This is a genomic window from Streptomyces sp. NPDC031466 (assembly GCF_055581265.1).
In genome coordinates, this window is the sequence record NZ_JBVIJT010000008.1 from 280,105 (window position 1) to 298,079 (window position 17,975).

General features: G+C 72.1%; 17 protein-coding genes. 13 read left to right on the forward strand and 4 right to left on the reverse strand.

Going from position 1 to position 17,975, the window contains the following annotated elements:
- Window positions 1-118 precede the first annotated feature (118 nt).
- The 8 genes from ACZ5GP_RS21550 (at window position 119) to ACZ5GP_RS21585 (ending at window position 7,870) form a co-directional block, all read left to right on the forward strand.
- Window positions 119-394: an acyl carrier protein gene (locus tag ACZ5GP_RS21550; RefSeq protein WP_468752371.1), complete on the forward strand. Its 276-nt coding sequence runs from the start codon at window positions 119-121 to the stop codon at window positions 392-394.
- Window positions 391-1,599 (forward strand): beta-ketoacyl-[acyl-carrier-protein] synthase family protein, encoded by a 1,209-nt coding sequence (locus ACZ5GP_RS21555; protein WP_468752372.1) that lies wholly within the window; start codon window positions 391-393, stop codon window positions 1,597-1,599. The genes ACZ5GP_RS21550 and ACZ5GP_RS21555 overlap by 4 nt, the downstream gene beginning before the upstream one ends.
- Window positions 1,600-1,674: 75 nt before the next feature.
- Window positions 1,675-2,928, forward strand: a complete 1,254-nt coding sequence (locus ACZ5GP_RS21560) for a wax ester/triacylglycerol synthase domain-containing protein (protein ID WP_468752373.1) — start codon at window positions 1,675-1,677, stop codon at window positions 2,926-2,928.
- Window positions 2,929-2,991: 63 nt separating this feature from the next.
- Window positions 2,992-4,020, forward strand: coding sequence for an N-acetyl-gamma-glutamyl-phosphate reductase (gene argC, locus ACZ5GP_RS21565; protein ID WP_468752374.1), 1,029 nt, complete (start codon window positions 2,992-2,994; stop codon window positions 4,018-4,020).
- Window positions 4,017-5,168 (forward strand): bifunctional glutamate N-acetyltransferase/amino-acid acetyltransferase ArgJ, encoded by a 1,152-nt coding sequence (gene argJ / locus ACZ5GP_RS21570; protein ID WP_468752375.1) that lies wholly within the window; start codon window positions 4,017-4,019, stop codon window positions 5,166-5,168. The genes argC and argJ overlap by 4 nt, the downstream gene beginning before the upstream one ends.
- A complete protein-coding gene (gene argB, locus ACZ5GP_RS21575; protein ID WP_468752376.1) occupies window positions 5,165-6,118 on the forward strand; it encodes an acetylglutamate kinase in 954 nt (317 codons plus the stop codon). Before argJ ends, argB begins: the two co-directional genes overlap by 4 nt.
- Complete coding sequence (locus ACZ5GP_RS21580; protein ID WP_468752377.1) at window positions 6,115-7,320, forward strand: acetylornithine transaminase; 1,206 nt, start codon at window positions 6,115-6,117, stop codon at window positions 7,318-7,320. Before argB ends, ACZ5GP_RS21580 begins: the two co-directional genes overlap by 4 nt.
- A 7-nt stretch (window positions 7,321-7,327) precedes the next feature.
- Window positions 7,328-7,870, forward strand: a complete 543-nt coding sequence (locus tag ACZ5GP_RS21585) for an arginine repressor (RefSeq protein ID WP_358577893.1) — start codon at window positions 7,328-7,330, stop codon at window positions 7,868-7,870.
- 47 nt (window positions 7,871-7,917) lie between these two features.
- Here the strand turns inward: ACZ5GP_RS21585 and ACZ5GP_RS21590 are convergent, their stop codons facing one another.
- From ACZ5GP_RS21590 to ACZ5GP_RS21600, 3 genes are all read right to left on the reverse strand, one after another.
- The gene (locus ACZ5GP_RS21590; RefSeq protein WP_468752542.1) at window positions 7,918-8,940 is read right to left on the reverse strand and encodes a bile acid:sodium symporter family protein; all 1,023 of its coding nucleotides are present in this window, start codon (window positions 8,938-8,940) and stop codon (window positions 7,918-7,920) included.
- 124 nt (window positions 8,941-9,064) lie between these two features.
- Window positions 9,065-9,772, reverse strand: a complete 708-nt coding sequence (locus ACZ5GP_RS21595; protein WP_468752378.1) for a L,D-transpeptidase family protein — start codon at window positions 9,770-9,772, stop codon at window positions 9,065-9,067.
- 3 nt (window positions 9,773-9,775) lie between these two features.
- Complete coding sequence (locus ACZ5GP_RS21600) at window positions 9,776-10,363, reverse strand: pyridoxamine 5'-phosphate oxidase family protein (protein WP_468752379.1); 588 nt, start codon at window positions 10,361-10,363, stop codon at window positions 9,776-9,778.
- A gap of 168 nt (window positions 10,364-10,531) precedes the next feature.
- Between ACZ5GP_RS21600 and argH the strand changes: the two genes are divergently transcribed.
- The 4 genes from argH to ACZ5GP_RS21620 all read left to right on the forward strand — a co-directional run bounded on the left by argH (window position 10,532) and on the right by ACZ5GP_RS21620 (window position 15,204).
- Window positions 10,532-11,962, forward strand: coding sequence for an argininosuccinate lyase (argH, locus tag ACZ5GP_RS21605; RefSeq protein WP_468752380.1), 1,431 nt, complete (start codon window positions 10,532-10,534; stop codon window positions 11,960-11,962).
- A gap of 57 nt (window positions 11,963-12,019) precedes the next feature.
- Complete coding sequence (locus ACZ5GP_RS21610; protein ID WP_468752381.1) at window positions 12,020-12,994, forward strand: aldo/keto reductase; 975 nt, start codon at window positions 12,020-12,022, stop codon at window positions 12,992-12,994.
- A 117-nt stretch (window positions 12,995-13,111) separates the two neighbouring features.
- Window positions 13,112-13,663, forward strand: a complete 552-nt coding sequence (locus ACZ5GP_RS21615) for a TetR/AcrR family transcriptional regulator (RefSeq protein WP_361078712.1) — start codon at window positions 13,112-13,114, stop codon at window positions 13,661-13,663.
- Window positions 13,660-15,204: an MFS transporter gene (locus ACZ5GP_RS21620; RefSeq protein WP_468752382.1), complete on the forward strand. Its 1,545-nt coding sequence runs from the start codon at window positions 13,660-13,662 to the stop codon at window positions 15,202-15,204. Before ACZ5GP_RS21615 ends, ACZ5GP_RS21620 begins: the two co-directional genes overlap by 4 nt.
- A 352-nt stretch (window positions 15,205-15,556) precedes the next feature.
- Here the strand turns inward: ACZ5GP_RS21620 and ACZ5GP_RS21625 are convergent, their stop codons facing one another.
- Window positions 15,557-16,246: a lysophospholipid acyltransferase family protein gene (locus ACZ5GP_RS21625; protein WP_468752383.1), complete on the reverse strand. Its 690-nt coding sequence runs from the start codon at window positions 16,244-16,246 to the stop codon at window positions 15,557-15,559.
- Between the two features lie 442 nt (window positions 16,247-16,688).
- Between ACZ5GP_RS21625 and ACZ5GP_RS21630 the strand changes: the two genes are divergently transcribed.
- Window positions 16,689-17,867, forward strand: a complete 1,179-nt coding sequence (locus ACZ5GP_RS21630) for a glycerophosphodiester phosphodiesterase (protein WP_468752384.1) — start codon at window positions 16,689-16,691, stop codon at window positions 17,865-17,867.
- Window positions 17,868-17,975: the final 108 nt, after the last annotated feature.

The window sequence follows — 17,975 nt, forward strand, 5'->3', positions numbered from 1 at the left end:
CTCGCCGTCATGAGGACGAAGTGCCGACACGAGTACGGAGTGCCGGGCATGGCCACCGCGACGCGCGGGCGACGCCGCACCAGAACACCGGACGGCACCAGGACAAGGGAAAGGCACCGTGGACACAGAACGGCTAGACCACTGGGACGAGTTGCGCACCCTGTGCGCGAGCATCATGTCCGTGCCGGCGCAGGACGTCGTACCGCAAGCCCTGCTCGTGGCCGACCTCGGAGCCGACAGTCTGGACATCACCGAACTCCAGGCCGCCTCGGAGGAACACTTCGGCGTGTCCTTCAAGGGCACCGACCCCGCCGCCGTCAGCACCGTCGGTGACGTGGCCGACCTCATCGCGCGGCTGCGCACCGTCGCGGCGCCGGGCGTGGTCACTGGATGACCCCCAAGGACACTGTCGCGATCACGGGCCTCGGGGTCCGCTGCGGAGCAGGGGCGACCGTCGGCGCACTGTGGGAGAACCTGCTCAACTCCTGTTCCGCGGCCACGATGCACGCCTTCGACGACGAGGGCGCCGTCGTGCGCCCCGCGTGCCCCATGCCCGCGTTCACGCCCGAGGGCTACCTGAGCGTGAAAGAGGTGCGGCGGACGGACCGCTCCGTGCAGTTGGCGGTGTGCGCCGCCACGGACGCGGTCGCCGACGCCGGCGGCCTGCACGCGCCGGCGGGCCGCAGGGCCGTCGTCACCGGCACCGCCTACGGCGGAATGATCAGCCAGGAGCAGGGCGTCGGGCAGCCCGACGTGCTGTACACACCCCGGCACATGCACAACGCCGGCGCGTACTGGCTCAGCGACAAGCTCGGCGTCACCGGCCCCACCCTGACCCTCTCCACGGCGTGCGCCTCCGGCACCCATGCGGTGGGCGAGGCCATGCAGCTGATCCGGACCGGGCGCGCCGATGTCGTGGTGGCCGGCGGCCACGAAAGCCCGATGACCGCGACGACCGCGCTGTCCTTCGGGCGATCCGGCGCCCTGGTCACCGAGTGCGACGACGCGACCCGCGCCGCACGGCCGTTCGACGCGGAACGGCAGGGGTTCCTCCTCGCGGAGGCGGCGGCCTTCCTGGTGCTCGAACGGCTGGAGGACGCCCGCCGCCGCGGCGCGCGGGTCTACGCCACCCTCACCGGATACGCCTGCACCTCCGACGCCCATCACCTCACGGCGCCGCAGCCCGAAGGCGTCGGCGCCCTGGCCTGCATGGAGCAGGCGCTCGCCGACGCCGGCACGCCCGCCGACGCCATCACCCACGTCAACGCGCACGGCACCGGCACCCCGCTGAACGACGTGGCGGAAGCCCGCGCCATCTCTGACCTCTTCGGGCCCGCCGCCGTCCCGGTGACCGCCTGCAAGTCCGTCACCGGGCACGCCATCGGGGCGGCGGGAGCCCTGGAAGCCGTGATCACCGCTCTGTCGCTGTACGAGGGGCTCGTGCCGCCGACCGCGAACCTCACCCGCCTCGACCCCCTGTGCGACCTGGACGTCATCACCGCGCGGCCGCGCAAAGTGCCCGCGGGGCCGGCCATCAGCAACAGCTTCGCCTTCGGGGGCCACAACTCCTGCCTCGTCCTGGACACCCCCCGGCCCTGACCCGGCGGGTGGACCGAGGACGAGGACCGTGCCGACCAAGAGGACTGTGCCGACCAACCGGAAAGGGGCGCACCCATGAGGCTGACCGCATTGGAGGAAGGCTTCCTGTGCAACGGACTGCCCGAGACGATCGGCGCGGCCGCGCTGTTCACAGGTGACCCCTTCGACCTGGCCGAACTCCGCGCCCGCGTCGGCGAACGGTGGGGCGCGCTGGAGCGGATGCGCCGGCTCCCGCAGCCGTCGCGGACAGCGGCGCTGCTGGGCCACCGCTGGTCGGCCCCGGCGCCGTTCGACGCCACCGCGCACGTCACCGCCTGCGCACAGGAGCTGCGGCCGCTCCTGACGGCGTCGGTCGCCCGGCGCCTGCCGACCGACCGGCCACTGTGGCGACTGCTGGTCCCCGAGCCCACGCCGAGCGGCGAACAGCCCCTGCTGCTGCTGACCCACCACGCACTCCTGGACGGCAGCTCCCTCCTCACCCTGCTCCGCCTGCTCATGGACGACCTCAAAACGAGGCCCCCGGCACCCCTGACGACGCCACCGCGAGAGCGCCACCGCGTTCCGGCCGCCGTCCTGCTCAAGGAATGGCGCAACAGCAACGCCCGTGGACGGCACCTGCCGCTGGCACCCGGCGAACCCCAGGCCTCCGTCGCCGTCGCCCGGCTCGACCCCGAGGTGATGCGCTCCGCGCGCCGCCAGCCCTCCACCGGACGGGGCGCGACACTCAACGAACTGCTCCTCGGCGCCTTCGCCGGCGCCCTTCCCACCTGCTACGACGCCCTCGCGTCCCGGACCGACGGCGACGCGCCGCTCTACGCGACGGTGCCGATGGACCTGCGCGCCCGGCACGAGACGGACGAGCTGGGCAACCTCATCACCGCCATCCGCGTCCCCCTGCCCCTGGGCGCCGACACCCCGGCCGGCCGCCTGCACGCGTGCCAGCACCTGCTGGCCGCACTCCAGCAGCGGTCCCGGGCGCACCACGTGGTCCTGCCGATCCTGGAGGGCGTCACCCGGGTCGCGCCCTGGCTGACCGCGACGCTGGCCCGGCGCATCGCCCGGCCGGAGGTGACCACCGCGGTGTGCACGGCGTTCAAATGGCGGGATGGCACGAGCCGCCTGCACGGCCGTCGCCTGAACGGCATCGTCGCCCTGCCCAACCTCTCCACACCCGGCACCGCGAACCTCGGCCTCGCCCAGCACGGCGACACCTACCTCCTCACGGTCGTGAGCCACCTGCGCCCGGCGGACTCCCGGCTGATCGCCGACGCGGTGGCGAAGGAGCTGACGGCGATGGCGTTCGGAGGAGCCCGACAGCCGATTGCATAACGTCCGGCGATTGCATAAAAGTGCGGCTCTGCGTATAGTCATGCCATCCAAGAGGAGGGTTCCATGGCGGTACGCGCAGCAGTGGCAGGAGCGAGCGGGTATGCGGGCGGCGAATTGCTGCGCCTGCTGCTCGCTCACCCCGAGGTGGAGATCGGCGCCCTGACCGGGCACGCGAACGCGGGCCGGCGCCTGGGCGGGCTCCAGCCGCATCTGCTCCCGCTCGCCGACCGCGTCCTGGAGCCGACCACCGCCGACGTGCTGGCCGGGCATGACGTCGTGTTCCTCGCGCTGCCCCACGGGCAGTCCGCCGCCGTCGCCGAGCAGCTCGGCCCCGACGTCCTCGTCGTGGACATGGGCGCCGACTTCCGGCTGAAGGACGCGGGGGACTGGGAGAAGTTCTACGGCAGTCCGCACGCCGGCACCTGGCCGTACGGGCTGCCCGAGCTGCCGGGCGGGCGCGCCGCGCTGGCGGGCGCCCGGCGCATCGCCGTGCCCGGCTGCTATCCCACCGCCGTCTCCCTCGCGCTCTTCCCGGCGTACACGGCCGGCCTCGTCGAACCCGAAGCGGTGATCGTCGCCGCGTCCGGCACCTCCGGCGCGGGCAAGGCGGCCAAGCCGCACCTGCTCGGCTCCGAGGTCATGGGGAGCATGTCCCCCTACGGGGTCGGCGGTGCCCACCGGCACACGCCCGAGATGATCCAGAACCTCTCCGCCGCGGCGGGCACCCCCGTCTCCGTCTCCTTCACGCCGACCCTGGCCCCGATGCCCCGCGGCATCCTCGCCACGTGCAGTGCGAAGGCGAGGGCGGGCGTCGGCGCCGAGTCGGTGCGGGCCGCCTACGAGAAGGCCTTCGCCGACGAGCCGTTCGTCCATCTGCTCCCCGAGGGGCAGTGGCCCGCGACCGCCGCCGTGTACGGCTCGAACGCCGTACAGGTCCAGGTCGCGTACGACGAGGCGGCGGGCCGCGTGATCGTGGTCAGCGCCATCGACAACCTCACCAAGGGCACCGCCGGCGGCGCCCTGCAGAGCATGAACATCGCCCTCGGCCTCGACGAGGCCACCGGGCTCACTACGATCGGAGTCGCGCCGTGAGTGTGACGGCAGCCAAGGGATTCACGGCCGCGGGCATCGCCGCCGGAATCAAGGAGAACGGCAACCCGGACCTGGCCCTCGTGGTCAACACCGGGCCCCGCCTGGCGGCCGCCGGCGTCTTCACCTCCAACCGCGTCAAGGCCGCGCCCGTCCTGTGGTCTGAGCAGGTCCTCAAGGGCGGTCTCGTCTCCGCCGTCGTCCTCAACTCCGGTGGCGCCAACGCCTGTACGGGCCCCCGTGGCTTCCAGGACACCCATGCCACCGCCGAGAAGGTCGCCGAGGTGCTCTCCCTGAACGCGGGCGAGGTCGCCGTCGCCTCGACGGGGCTCATCGGTGTCACCCTGCCGATGGACAAGCTGCTGCCCGGCGTCGAGAAGGCGGCCGGGGAACTGTCCGCGCACGGCGGCGAGAAGGCCGCCATCGCCATCAAGACCACCGACAGCGTCCACAAGACGTCGGTCGTCACCAGGGACGGCTGGACCGTCGGCGGCATGGCCAAGGGCGCGGGCATGCTCGCCCCCGGCCTCGCCACGATGCTGGTCGTGCTGACCACGGACGCCGACCTGGCGGCCGACGTCCTGGACCGGGCGCTGCGCGACGCCACCCGGCTCACCTTCGACCGGGTCGACTCCGACGGCTGCATGTCCACCAACGACACCGTGCTCCTGCTCGCCTCCGGTGCGGCCGAGGTCACCCCGGAGTACGCCGAGTTCGCCGAGGCCGTCCGCGAGGTCTGCGACGACCTGGGGCGCCAGCTCATCGGCGACGCCGAGGGCGCCAGCAAGGACATCAAGGTCGAGGTCGTGAACGCGGCGAGCGAGGCCGACGCCGTCGAGGTCGGCCGGTCCATCGCCCGCAACAACCTCCTCAAGTGCGCCCTGCACGGCGAGGACCCCAACTGGGGCCGGGTGCTCTCCGCGATCGGCACGACGTCCGCCGCCTTCGACCCGAACGAACTGAACGTCGCCATCAACGGCGTCTGGGTCTGCAGGAACGGCTCCGTCGGCGAGGACCGCGACCTGGTCGACATGCGCTACCGGGAGATCGTCGTCACCGCCGACCTCGCCGCGGGCGAGGCGAGCGCCACGATCTGGACGAACGACCTCACCGCCGACTACGTCCACGAGAACAGCGCGTACTCCTCATGAGCAAGGAAGCCGGCGGCCAGCCCACCGCCCGCAAGCACACCGCGCTGCCCAAGGCGCAGATCCTCATCGAGGCCCTCCCCTGGCTGACCCGGCACCGCGGCAAGACCGTCGTCATCAAGTTCGGCGGCAACGCCATGGTCGACGACGAGCTGAAGGCGGCCTTCGCCCAGGACGTCGTCTTCCTGCACCACGCGGGCCTCAGGCCCGTCGTCGTGCACGGCGGCGGGCCGCAGATCAGCAGGGCCCTCGACCGACACGGCATCGTCAGCGAGTTCAAGGCGGGCCTCAGGGTCACCACCGAGGACGCGATGGACGTCGTACGCATGGTGCTCGCCGGCCAGGTGCAGCGCGAGCTGGTCGGGCTGCTCAACCGGCACGGCCCGCTCGCCGTCGGCCTCACCGGCGAGGACGCGCACACCATCACCGCCACCAAGCATCAGCCCCGCATCGAGGGCGAACTGGTCGACATCGGCCGGGTCGGCGAGATCACCGAGATCGACACGGGCGCCATCGAGGCGCTCCTCGCCGACGGCCGCATCCCGGTCGTCTCCTCGATCGCCCGTTCCCAGGACGATCACCATGTCTACAACGTCAATGCTGATACGGCGGCTGCGGCACTCGCTGCGGCGCTGGGTGCCGAGACCCTGATGGTCCTGACCGACGTCGAGGGCCTGTACGAGGACTGGCCGAACTCCGACGAGGTCATCAGCCGTCTCACCGCCAGGGAGCTGGAGAAGCTCCTGCCCGAGCTGGCCAGCGGCATGGTCCCGAAGATGGAGGGCTGCCTGCACGCCGTACGCAACGGCGTCGAGACGGCCCGCGTCATCGACGGCCGGGTCCAGCACTCGATCCTGCTGGAGATCTTCACCGACGAGGGCATCGGCACCATGGTCGTGCCCGACGCGCCGGCCGACGCCACGCCGCCGCACGACACCGAGGGGGAGTCATGAGCAACCAAGAGCTGACCGAGCGCTGGCAGGGCGCGCTCATGGACAACTACGGCACCCCGCGGCTGCCCCTCGTGCGCGGCGCGGGCACCAGACTGTGGGACGCCGACGGCAAGGAGTACCTCGACTTCGTCGGCGGCATCGCGGTCAACGCCCTCGGCCACGCCCACCCGGCGATCGTCGAGGCCGTGAGCGCCCAGATCGCCGCGCTCGGCCACGTCTCGAACCTGTTCGTCGCCGAGCCGCCCGTCGCGCTCGCCGAACGGCTGCTCCAACTCTTCGGCCGCGAAGGCCGCGTGTACTTCTGCAACTCCGGCGCCGAGGCCAACGAGGGTGCCTTCAAGCTCGGCCGGCTGACCGGCCGCCCGCACATGGTCGCTACCGACGGCGGCTTCCACGGCCGGACCATGGGCGCGCTCGCCCTCACCGGCCAGCCCGGCAAGCAGGAGCCGTTCCTGCCCCTGCCCGGCGACGTCACACACGTCCCGTACGGCGACGTGGAAGCCCTGCGCGCGGCCGTGACCAGCGAGACGGCGTTCGTGATCATCGAGCCGATCCAGGGCGAGAACGGCGTCGTCATGCCGCCCGCGGGTTACCTCAAGGCGGCCAGGGAGATCACCCGGGCCACCGGGACCCTCCTCGTCCTGGACGAGGTGCAGACCGGGATCGGGCGCACCGGGCACTGGTTCGAGCACCTCGCACACGAGGGCGTGGAGCCGGACATCGTCACACTCGCGAAGGGTCTTGGCGGTGGTCTGCCGCTGGGCGCGACCGTCGCGTTCGGCGCCGCCGCCGAGCTGTTTCGGCCCGGGCACCACGGCACGACGTTCGGCGGCAACCCGGTCGCCTGCGCCGCGGGACTCGCCGTCCTCGACACCATCGCCGCCGAGGGACTGCTGGAGAACACCAAGCGGGCGGGCGACAGGATCCGCGACGGGATCGAGTCACTCGGACACCCGCTCGTGGCCCGTGTCAGGGGCTCGGGCCTGCTGCTGGGTATCGTGCTCACCGAGCCGCTCGCGCCACGGGCGCAGCAGGCGGCTCAGGACGCCGGCTTCCTGGTCAACGCGCCCGCCCCCGATGTCGTACGGCTGATGCCGCCGCTGAACGTGCGCGACGACGAGGTGGAGACGTTCCTCCGGGCCCTGCCCGGCGTACTGGACAAGGCCGCCGAGGCCGACGGGGACGGACGATCCGGAGAATGAGACGACGATGAGCCAGGCGCAAGGCAACGAGCACGGCGACCACGCGGGTCCCGCCGTGCCGCAGACCCGCACCGCACGCCACCGCCGGATCGTGGACATCCTGAACCGGCAACCGGTGCGCTCCCAGAGCCAGCTGGCGAAGCTGCTCGCCGACGACGGCCTGACCGTCACGCAGGCGACACTCTCCCGGGACCTGGACGAGCTGAACGCGGTCAAGATCCGTGACGCCGAGGGCGACCTCATCTACGCGGTGCCGAGCGAGGGCGGTTTCCGCACCCCGCGCGCGCCGCTCGGGGAGTCGGCCAAGGAGGAGCGGATGCGGCGCCTGTCCGCGGAGCTGCTGATCTCCGCGGAGGCCTCGGCCAACCTCGTCGTGCTGCGTACGCCGCCGGGCGCGGCCCAGTTCCTCGCCTCGGCCATCGACCAGGCCGAGCTGCACGACGTCCTCGGGACGATCGCGGGCGACGACACGTTGATGCTGATCAGCAGGGAGCCCGCGGGGGGGCAGGCGCTGGCGGACCACTTGCTGCGGCTGGCCTCCAACGAGTGACCCCGGGCCCGGGGCGCCGCCCCTCGGCGGCTGCGCCCGGCCCTTCCTCAGTCGCCGGACGGGCCTGATCTCCGTCCGTCCGGCGACTTCCGGGAGCTGCCCGGTGATGTCCGGGAGCGCGCCATCCAGGCCGCCACCAGCGCCCCCGACACGTTGTGCCACACGGAGAAGACCGCCGAGGGCAGCGCGGCCAGCGGGCTGAAGTGCGCCGTCGCCAGGGACGCGGCCAGGCCGGAGTTCTGCATGCCGACCTCGAAGGCCATCGCCCGGGACGCCGGCGGACCGAGGCGGGCCAGCTTGCCCGCACCGTAACCGAGCGCGAGGCCCAGGCCGTTGTGCAGGAACACCGCGAGGAACACCGGTGCCGCGGCCGACTTGATGGCCGCGGCACTGCCCGCGACGACGATCGCCACGATCGCGGCGACGGTCAGCGCCGACAGCCACGGCAGCGCGCCGAGCACCCGGTCGACGTACCGCCCGAAGAGCAGCCGCACGGCGAGCCCGGCGACGACCGGCAGCAGTACGGTCTTGAGGATGTCCGTGACCATCGAGCCCGCGTCGACGGGCAGGTACTCGCCCGCGAGCAGCAGGGTCAGCGGCGGTGTGACCAGCGGCGCGAGGACCGTCGAGACGGTGGCGACGGACACCGAGAGCGCCACGTCGCCGCGCGCCAGATAGGTGACCACGTTGGACGCGGTGCCGCTCGGCGCGCAGCCCACCAGGATCACCCCGGCCGCCAACTGCGGCGACAGGCCGAGCGCGTGGGCGATCAGCCAGCCGAGCCCCGGCATGATGACGTAGTGCGCGACGAGGCCGAGCGCCACGGCCCAGGGCCGCTTGACCACGCCCTGGAAGTCGAGCGGGGTCATGGTCAGTCCCATGCAGAACATCACCACGCCCAGCAGGTACGGGACGTTCGCCCCCCAGCCCTCGAAGGCGCCCGGCACGGCGATGCTGAGGCCGCCCGCGGCCAGGACGAGGACGGGGAAGACGGTGACGGCCCGGCGGGCCGCCCTGTCGTCGCCGCCGCTCCCGCCGTCGCCGCCGACGGGGTCGGTGTCACTGGGGATGGTCTGTTCGGGTCGCACGGCGTGATGCAACGCCGCGGCCCCGCGCCCGCGCAACCCCGTCTCGGTATGTGGTCGCTACATGTACGTCATGGGGTCGCGCCGTGCCCTACGGGGTGACGTGACGTCAGTTCTGTGCCAGAGCCGTCGCTCCCGACGCCGTGCCGATCGCGATGTGCGGCCTCCGGCTCGGCTTCGCCCACCGCAGCACCGCGCGCATCGCCTCCTCGGAGACCGACACACAGCCGGCCGTCGCGCCGCGCCCGTTGACGTGCAGGAAGATCCCGGCGCCCCGGCCGCGCACAGGACGGTCGTAGTTGAAGCCGATCACGAGGGCGTGCCGGTACTGCGGGTCGTAGGTGACGAGGTGTTCGGACTCGGCGGCCCGGCAGTCGGCGGCGAGCGGTTCGGACCAGCGGTTGTAGGACTGCGAGCGGTCGTCCTGGCACCACCAGGACTCCTTCGTCACGCGCCGGTAGGGGTGGTGGGCGCCGGGGGGCCGCGGCGCGAGCCCGAAGGCGTACGGCATCGCGTACAGCCCCGTGGGGGTGGTGTCCGTGCCCTGACGGCGCGAGGCGCCCGCCACCAGTCCGTTCGCGCCGAAGCGGGCGGGCGCGGAGCCGGCCCGCACCCAGCGCCCGCCGCGCCGGTCCCACCAGGTGAGCGTGCCGGTGGTGGAGTCGGCGCGGGGCGCCTGCGCGGTGATGAGCTGGCTGCCGCCGCCCGTGTCGGCCATCCGCTCCGGCAGCGGCGGGTTCGAGCCGGGCGCCGCCCCGAGCGTGCCGAGGGCGGCGAGGAGGGCGGCACGGGCGAGGACGGCGGCTCTGGGGCGCATGGCTCAGACGCTAGTGGGCGGCAGCGGGAGCGGCAGCCCGGGAAGGCCGTCGATGCTCCGTGCGATGTGCTCCTTCTTGGTGAAGTAGGCGCTCAGCGAGGCGTCGTCCTCCCGTGCGAAGCGCCTGCTGTGCAGGTCGCGGTCCTCGTCGTACGTCATGAAGGGCACCGCGTAGCCGCAGGTGTCCCGGACGAGTTCGGCCGTCACGACGATGATGGCGCGCAGGCCGTGCGGAGCGGGGTCGATGTCCGGGAAGTGGGCGAGCAGCTCCTTGAAGCGCGGGTCGTCGCGGAAGACCGGCTCGCCGCGGCCGTGCACCCGCGCGATGTTGGGCGGGCCCTGGAAGGCGCACCACATGAGGGTGATGCGGCCGTTCTCGCGCAGGTGCGCGATGGTCTCGGCGTTGCTGCCCGCGAAGTCGAGATAGGCGACGGTCCGCTCGTCGATGACCGCGAAGGATCCCTTGAGGCCTTTGGGGGAGAGGTTGATCGTGCCGTCCCCGGAGAGGGGCGCGGTCGCCGTGAAGAACATCGGCTGCGCCTCGATGAAGGCGCGGAACCGGCCGTCTATGTGTTCGTAGGTCTTTCCCATGACTAAGGATTATTCTCCGAAAACCTTCGACTGTCTAATGAAACGGGGACTGAATTCGCCTTGGTGCCGCGAGGTGTGATTGACGAATCATGCAGAGTTCTGCATACTCATGCATCAGTAGGGAGTGACCCGGTGAGCGACAGCCATGAGCCATGAGGAGCACGTGCAGTGAGCAGCAACAACGGCGGTGACGTCCGGCTCTGGGGCGGACGGTTCGCCGACGGGCCCGCCGAGGCCCTGGCCAAGTTGTCCGCGTCGGTCCACTTCGACTGGCGTCTCGCGCCGTACGACATCGCCGGCTCCCGCGCCCACGCGCGCGTGCTCCACAAGGCGGGCCTGCTCACCGAGGACGAACTGACCCGCATGCTGGCCGGGCTCGACCGGCTCGAAGGGGACGTCGCCGACGGCTCGTTCGTCGGCACCATCGCCGACGAGGACGTCCACACCGCCCTGGAGCGCGGCCTGCTCGAACGGCTCGGCCCCGACCTCGGCGGCAAGCTGCGGGCCGGGCGCTCGCGCAACGACCAGGTGGCGACGCTCTTCCGGATGTACCTGCGCGACCACGCGCGGATCATCGGCGGCCTGCTCGCCGACCTCCAGGGCGCCCTCGTCGGCCTCGCCGAGGCGCACCCAGGCGTCGCCATGCCGGGCCGCACGCACCTCCAGCACGCCCAGCCGGTGCTCTTCGCCCACCACGTCCTCGCCCACGCGCAGTCCCTGTCCCGGGACGCGGAGCGGCTGCGGCAGTGGGACGCGCGGACGGCCGTGTCGCCGTACGGTTCCGGCGCGCTCGCCGGGTCCTCGCTCGGCCTCGACCCGGAGGCGGTCGCCGAGGACCTCGGCTTCGAGCGCGGCAGTGTGGGCAACTCCATCGACGGCACGGCCTCGCGTGACTTCGTCGCGGAGTTCGCCTTCATCACCGCGATGATCGGCGTGAACCTCTCCCGCATCGCGGAGGAGATCATCATCTGGAACACGAAGGAGTTCTCCTTCGTCACCCTCCACGACGCGTTCTCTACCGGCTCCTCGATCATGCCGCAGAAGAAGAACCCGGACATCGCCGAGCTGGCGCGGGGCAAGTCGGGCCGCCTGATCGGCAATCTGACCGGCCTGCTGGCCACCCTCAAGGCCCTGCCGCTCGCCTACAACCGCGACCTCCAGGAGGACAAGGAGCCGGTCTTCGACTCCTGCGACCAGCTGGAGGTCCTGCTGCCCGCCTTCACCGGCATGATGGCGACCCTCACCGTCCACCGCGAGCGGATGGAGGAGCTGGCCCCGGCCGGTTTCTCGCTCGCCACCGACATCGCCGAGTGGCTGGTCAAGCAGGGTGTGCCGTTCCGGGTCGCACACGAGGTCGCGGGCGAGTGCGTGAAGGTCGCCGAGGCCGAGGGCAAGGAACTGGACGAACTCACCGACGAGCAGTTCGCCGAGATCTCCGCGCACCTCACCCCCGAGGTGCGCACGGTCCTCAACGTGCCCGGCGCACTGGCCTCCCGTGACGGCCGCGGCGGCACCGCCCCCTCGGCCGTCGCCGTCCAGCTCGCCGAGGTCAAGGCGGACCTGGCGCTCCAGGAGGAGTGGGCGGCGGCCCGCGGGTGAGCCGAGGGCGTCGCGGGTTACGTTGGCGGGAAGATCCCCTACGACGAGGAGCCCGCCATGTCCTTCGCCCGGCCGGCCAAGGCCACGACCCCGACCGCGCGTCTGGGGCTCGGCCTCGCCGCGGTCGGCAGGCCCGGCTACATCACGTTGGGCCGCGAGGCCGACCTGCCGCCGTCCCGCAGCGTGGACGCCCTGCGCGAGCGCGCCTTCGAACTGCTCGACGCCGCGTACGCCTCGGGTGTGCGTTACGTCGACGTGGCGCGCTCCTACGGCCGCTCCGAGGAGTTCCTCGCCGACTGGCTGCGGGCCAGGCCCGACGTCCGTGACGTCGTCGTCGGCAGCAAGTGGGGTTACACGTACACGGCGGCCTGGCGCACCGACGCCGAGGGGCCGCACGAGGTCAAGGACCACAGCGTCGCCGCGTACGACCGGCAGCGCGCCGAGAGCGCCGAACTGCTCGGCGACCGGCTCGACCTCTACCAGATCCACTCGGTCACGCCCGGGAGCCCGGCGCTCACCGACCGGGGGCTCCACGCCCGGCTCGCCGCCCTGGCCGCCGAGGGCGTCACCGTCGGCCTCTCCGTGAGCGGCCCGGAGCAGGCGGCCGCGATCCGCGCCGCCCTCGCCGTCACCGTCGACGGGGCGCCGCTGTTCCAAGCCGTGCAGGCGACGTACAACCTCCTGGAGACCTCGGCGGGCCCCGCGCTCGCCGAGGCGCACGACGTGGGCCTCACCGTGATCGTCAAGGAGGGCATGGCCAACGGCCGCCTCGCCACCCCGCACGCGCCGGCCGCGCTGCGCGAGGTCGCCGAGGAGACGGGGTACGGGTGTGACGCGGTGGCGCTGGCCGCCGTGCTGCGCGAGCCGTGGGCGGGCGTGGTCCTGTCGGGGGCGGCGACCTCCGCGCAGCTGGTGTCCAACCTGCACGCGGCCGCGGTCGACTTGGACCCCGGCCGCCTGGAACGCCTCGCGGGGCTGGTGGAGGAGCCCGGGGCGTACTGGGGGCGGCGCGGGGAACTGCCCTGGCACTGAACGGCGGCCGCCGCCGAAGGCTGTGCGATGTCTGAGACGGCTCCGCCTCGCGCGCGTGAAGCGGAGCCGGCACATATCGCTGAGACGAGGTCGTCTCAACTGGGCTAGGCTTGTCTCATGTCAGTCGATCGCGAGCAGGTTCTGCGCAGCGCCGCGGCCCTGCTCACCCGTAAGTCAACCTCCACCATGGACGAGGTGGCCCGCGCGGCGGGCATCAGCAGGGCCACCCTGCACCGCCACTTCGCGGGCCGCGAGGCGCTCGTACTCGCCCTGGAGGGGCTGGGGCTCCAGGAGTGCGAGGCGGCCCTGGACCGGGCGGCACTCGACGACGGCAGCGCCGAGGGCGCGCTGCGGCGCCTGGTGAAGGAGGTCGAGCCCGCCGCCGGCCTCCTCGCCTTCCTCTACACGGAGAACCAGCTCTTCGAGGGCGGGACGCAGAACGAGGGCTGGTCCCGCATCGACGCCCGGCTGGCCGCGCTCTTCCGGCGCGGCCAGGAGAACGGCGAGTTCCGCATCGACCTCACCCCGGTCTGGCTCACGGAGGCCTTCTACGGCCTGATCGGCTCCGGCGCCTGGGCCGTCCTGGACGGCCGGGTCGCCGCCAAGGACTTCTCGTACATGATCGCCGAGCTGCTGATCGGCGGCGCACGGCGGAGAGTGGAATCATGACCAGCACCCATCAGCGGACCGCCGAGGCGGACGTGGAGCGCGGCCCCGGCCGCTGGCTCGCGCTCGCCGTGCTCGTCCTCGCCGTGCTCCTGGTCGCGGTGGACGCGACCGTGCTCGGCCTGGCGACGCCGTACATCAGCGAGGACCTCAAGCCGTCCGGCACCCAGCTGCTGTGGATCGGCGACGTCTACTCCTTCGTCATCGCCGGTCTGCTGGTGTCCATGGGCAGCCTCGGCGACCGCATCGGCCGCAAGAAGCTGCTGCTCACCGGAGCCGTCGCCTTCGGCGCGGTCTCCGTGCTCAACTCCTACGCCACGAGCCCCGAGCTGATGATCCTGGCCCGGGCGCTGCTCGGCGTGGCCGGCGCCACGCTGATGCCGTCCACGCTGGCGCTCATCCGGAACATCTTCCACGACCCGCGCGAGCGCAGTCTCGCGGTCGGCATCTGGGGCGCCATGGCCTCGGCGGGCGCGGCCGTCGGCCCCGTCGTCGGCGGCTTCCTGCTCGAACACTTCTGGTGGGGCTCGGTCTTCCTCATCAACCTGCCGGTCATGGCCGTCCTCGTCCTCGTCGGCATCAAACTGCTGCCCGAGTCGAAGAACCCGGCGCCGGGGCCCTGGGACCTGATCAGCGTCGTGCTCTCGCTCATCGGCATGATCGCCGTCGTGTACGCCATTAAGGAGGCCGCGGCCCACGGCCTGCGCTGGGACGTCGCGGCCGCCGCGGCCGTGGGCGCGGGCGCGCTCACCTGGTTCGTGCGCCGTCAGCTCACGCTGCCCGCGCCGCTCCTGGACATGCGGCTCTTCCGCAACCGCGGCTTCTCCGGGGCGGTCCTCGCCGACCTGCTGACCGTGCTCGGCCTGTCCGGCCTGGTCTTCTTCCTCTCCCAGTTCCTGCAACTGGTCCAGGGCAGGCAGCCGTTCGAAGCGGGCCTGGCCGAACTGCCCGCCGCCGTCGGCGCGGTGGGGGCGGGGCTGATCGCGGGCGTGGTCGCGCGGCGCTTCTCCGTCCGCGTCGTCGTCGCGGGGGGACTCGCGGCGGTGGGGCTCGCGCTCGCCGTACTCACCGGGCTCAGCCAGCACACCGGCTACCCGCTGCTCGGGGCCTCGCTGCTGGTCGTCGGCATCGGGGCGGGCTTCTCGTTCACGGTGACCGCCGACGTCATCCTCTCCAGCGTCCCCAAGGAACAGGCGGGCGCGGCCTCCGCGGTCTCCGAGACGGCGTACGAACTGGGCGCCGCCCTCGGCATCGCCCTGCTCGGCTCCATCGTCACGGGTGTCTACCGCGACTTCACGGCCCCCCAGGGGACCCCGCCGGAGGTGGTGTCGGCGGCGCACGAGTCCCTCGGCGGCGCGGTGGAATCGGTCCGCGACCTCCCCGCCCACCAGGCGGACGCGCTGCTGGCCTCCGCCCAGACGGCCTTCGTCGACGGCCTGCGTCTGGCGTCGGGCGTGGGAGCGGCGGTCCTGCTCGCCACGGCAGCGGCGGCGTGGTTCCTCCTGAAGGGCCAGAACCTGGAAGACACGGCGCCCCCTCACTAGACCCGCACCGCCCCTTGCAGGGGCCCAGGAACGTCGTCCCGTCAGGGGCGCGGGGAACGGCGCGCCAAGCGACAACGATCCCGCACCGGGGGCCGACCGAAACCCCGTCAGGGACGCGGGGAACGGCGCGCCAAGCCACAACAAACCCGCACCCGAGGAGCGACCGAAACCCCGTCAGGGGCGCGGGGAACTGCGCGACCGCGGGCGGCCCCCGCCCACCCGCAGCCGACCGCGCAAGCGAAGCCACCACCGCCCCCACCCCGGGGCGACCACAAAAAGGGCGCCCGCCCCGACACCGGGAGACCCCCGGCCGGGAACAGGCGCCCAGCACAACCGCCCAAGCCCCGCAGGGCTACGCCGCTTTGGCCTTCGTGGCGTACATGTCCACGTACTCCTGCCCGGACAGCAGCATGACCTCCGTCATCACCGAGTCCGTCACCGCCCGCAGCACGTACCGGTCGCGGTCCATCCCGTCGTACCGGGAGAACTCCATCGGCTCACCGAAACGCACCGTCACCTTGCCGGGCCGCGGCACACCCTTGCCGCCCGGCTGGAGCTTGTCCGTGCCGATCATCGCGAAGGGCACGACGGGCGCGCCGGTCATCAGGGTCAGCCGGGCGATGCCCGTACGGCCCCGGTACAGCCGCCCGTCGGGCGACCGCGTGCCCTCGGGGTAGATGCCGAAGACCTTGCCGTCGTCGAGAACGCGCCGACCGGTCATCAGCGCGGCGACACCGCCACGGCCGCCGTCGCGGTCCACGGGGATCATGCCGACGCCGGTGAAGAACCACGCCATGAGGCGGCCCTTGAGCCCCTTGCCGGTGACGTACTCGTCCTTGCCGATGAAGAACACCGGACGGTTGGTGACCAGCGGCAGAATCATCGAGTCGATGAACGTGAGGTGGTTTCCGGCCAGAATGACGGGCCCGGTCCCGGGAATGTTCTCGGCGCCTTCTACCCGTGGGCGGAACATCAGGCGCAAGATCGGTCCGAGCACTGCCTTGATGAGCGCTAGACGGGACAACAGGCCCTCCGGTGTCAACGGGTAGACGACGAGTAAATGCAGGTGAGGACGATACTCGCGGGCCGCCGCCGTTTGCACATCGGGTTCACGCACTCGATACGCGCTGTTGACATGGTTCCGTGCGGTCCTGCCCTGGTCCGTCGCCCTTGTGACGACGGTAGCGCCGCGAAGAGGGTGTGGCCCGAAGTAGTGGTCCTTGTCACGCCCTCACTTCTCTCCGCGCAGCGACCTGCAAGCGACCCGCATGGCGACCTGCGCAGCGGCCGCCCCCACGCCCCCCACGCCCCGCTCACCGGAGGCGCCGCACTCCGCACCCCCATGCCGCGCCGGTGCCGCGCACACTCGCCATGCCGCGTCACCCTCACGTTCCGTCCAGGGTCTCCCACCCGTCACTCGCGGCCACCTACGATCAGTCCCGCTTTGTCAGGTGCAAGGCGGAGGCACATCGGGAGGAGCGCCAATGGCGACGCAGGAGTCGGGTCAGCAGCAGCCGGGGACGAGCCGGGGACGTCGAGCGGTACTGGGGGCGGCGCTCGCCGGCGCGGGCACGGCCGTGGTGGGGCTGCCCGGCGTGGCGAGAGCCGACCAGCGGCACGATCACGGGCACGGGCACGGCGGGTACGAGAGCCTGCCCAAGCCGACCGTCGTCGCGCACCGGGGGACCAGCGGCTACCGGCCCGAGCACACGCTCGGCTCGTACCAGCTGGCCCTGGACATGGGCGCACACGTCATCGAACAGGACGTCGTGCCCACCAAGGACGGTCACCTCGTATGCCGTCACGAGAACGACATCACCGCGACGACGGATGTCGCGGCGCACCCCGAGTTCGCGTCCCGCAAGACCACCAAGTCCGTCGACGGCGCCCAGCTCACCGGCTGGTTCACCGAGGACTTCACGCTCGCGGAGCTGAAGACGCTGCGCGCCAAGGAGCGCATCCCGGGCACCCGCCAGCGCAACACCCTCTACGACGGCCGCTGGGCCGTGCCCACTCTCGAAGAGGTCTTCGAGTGGGCCGAGAAGGAGGGCCGCAGGCGCGGCAGGCACGTCTGGCTGCACATCGAGACCAAGCACCCCACGTACTTCCGCAAGCTGGGCCTCGGCCTCGAAGAGCCCCTGGCCAAGTTGCTGCGCCGGTACGGCCGCCACAAGAAGAACTCGCCGAACTTCCTCCAGTCCTTCGAGCCCAGCAGCATCCAGCGCCTGGCCGAGCTGGTCTCCGCGCCGCGCGTCGTGCTCCTGTCGGGCGCCGCCAGCCGCCCCTGGGACTTCGTGGAGGCCGGCGACCCGCGCACCGTCGCCGACCTGATCAAGCCCGAGGGCCTGCGGTGGATGGCACGGTTCGCGCAGGGCATCGGCCCCACGCTCGACCTGATCATTCCCAAGAAGGCGGACGGCAGCCTCGGCACGCCGACCACGCTCGTCGACGACGCGCACGACGCCGACCTGATCCTGCACCCGTACACGATGCGCAACGAGAACACCTTCCTGCCCGCCGACTTCAGGAAGGGCACGGACCCGACCGCGTACGGAGACGCCTTCGGCGCGTTCAAGGCCTACTTCGAGACGGGCATCGACGGCATCTTCTCCGACAACCCGGACACCGCGCTGCTGGCCGCCGCCGACTTCGCCAAGGACTGAGCGGAACTCCGCCAAGGACTGAGCGGTAGGCGTCAACGGCGGATCGACCGAACCCGGTTGGGGTGAGAGACGGCCGCTCCGGAAACCTCGCACCGGAGCGGCCGCGTC

What these genes read in the sequence shown, in the direction of transcription:
- ACZ5GP_RS21555 (WP_468752372.1), top strand. Translation starts at nt 391, where the DNA reads ATGACCCCCAAGGACACTGTCGCGATCACGGGCCTCGGGGTCCGCTGC.
- ACZ5GP_RS21560 (WP_468752373.1), top strand. Translation starts at nt 1,675, where the DNA reads ATGAGGCTGACCGCATTGGAGGAAGGCTTCCTGTGCAACGGACTGCCC.
- argC (WP_468752374.1), top strand. Translation starts at nt 2,992, where the DNA reads ATGGCGGTACGCGCAGCAGTGGCAGGAGCGAGCGGGTATGCGGGCGGC.
- argB (WP_468752376.1), top strand. Translation starts at nt 5,165, where the DNA reads ATGAGCAAGGAAGCCGGCGGCCAGCCCACCGCCCGCAAGCACACCGCG.
- ACZ5GP_RS21580 (WP_468752377.1), top strand. Translation starts at nt 6,115, where the DNA reads ATGAGCAACCAAGAGCTGACCGAGCGCTGGCAGGGCGCGCTCATGGAC.
- ACZ5GP_RS21585 (WP_358577893.1), top strand. Translation starts at nt 7,328, where the DNA reads ATGAGCCAGGCGCAAGGCAACGAGCACGGCGACCACGCGGGTCCCGCC.
- ACZ5GP_RS21595 (WP_468752378.1), bottom strand. Translation starts at nt 9,772, where the DNA reads ATGCGCCCCAGAGCCGCCGTCCTCGCCCGTGCCGCCCTCCTCGCCGCC.
- ACZ5GP_RS21600 (WP_468752379.1), bottom strand. Translation starts at nt 10,363, where the DNA reads ATGGGAAAGACCTACGAACACATAGACGGCCGGTTCCGCGCCTTCATC.
- ACZ5GP_RS21610 (WP_468752381.1), top strand. Translation starts at nt 12,020, where the DNA reads ATGTCCTTCGCCCGGCCGGCCAAGGCCACGACCCCGACCGCGCGTCTG.
- ACZ5GP_RS21615 (WP_361078712.1), top strand. Translation starts at nt 13,112, where the DNA reads ATGTCAGTCGATCGCGAGCAGGTTCTGCGCAGCGCCGCGGCCCTGCTC.
- ACZ5GP_RS21620 (WP_468752382.1), top strand. Translation starts at nt 13,660, where the DNA reads ATGACCAGCACCCATCAGCGGACCGCCGAGGCGGACGTGGAGCGCGGC.
- ACZ5GP_RS21630 (WP_468752384.1), top strand. Translation starts at nt 16,689, where the DNA reads ATGGCGACGCAGGAGTCGGGTCAGCAGCAGCCGGGGACGAGCCGGGGA.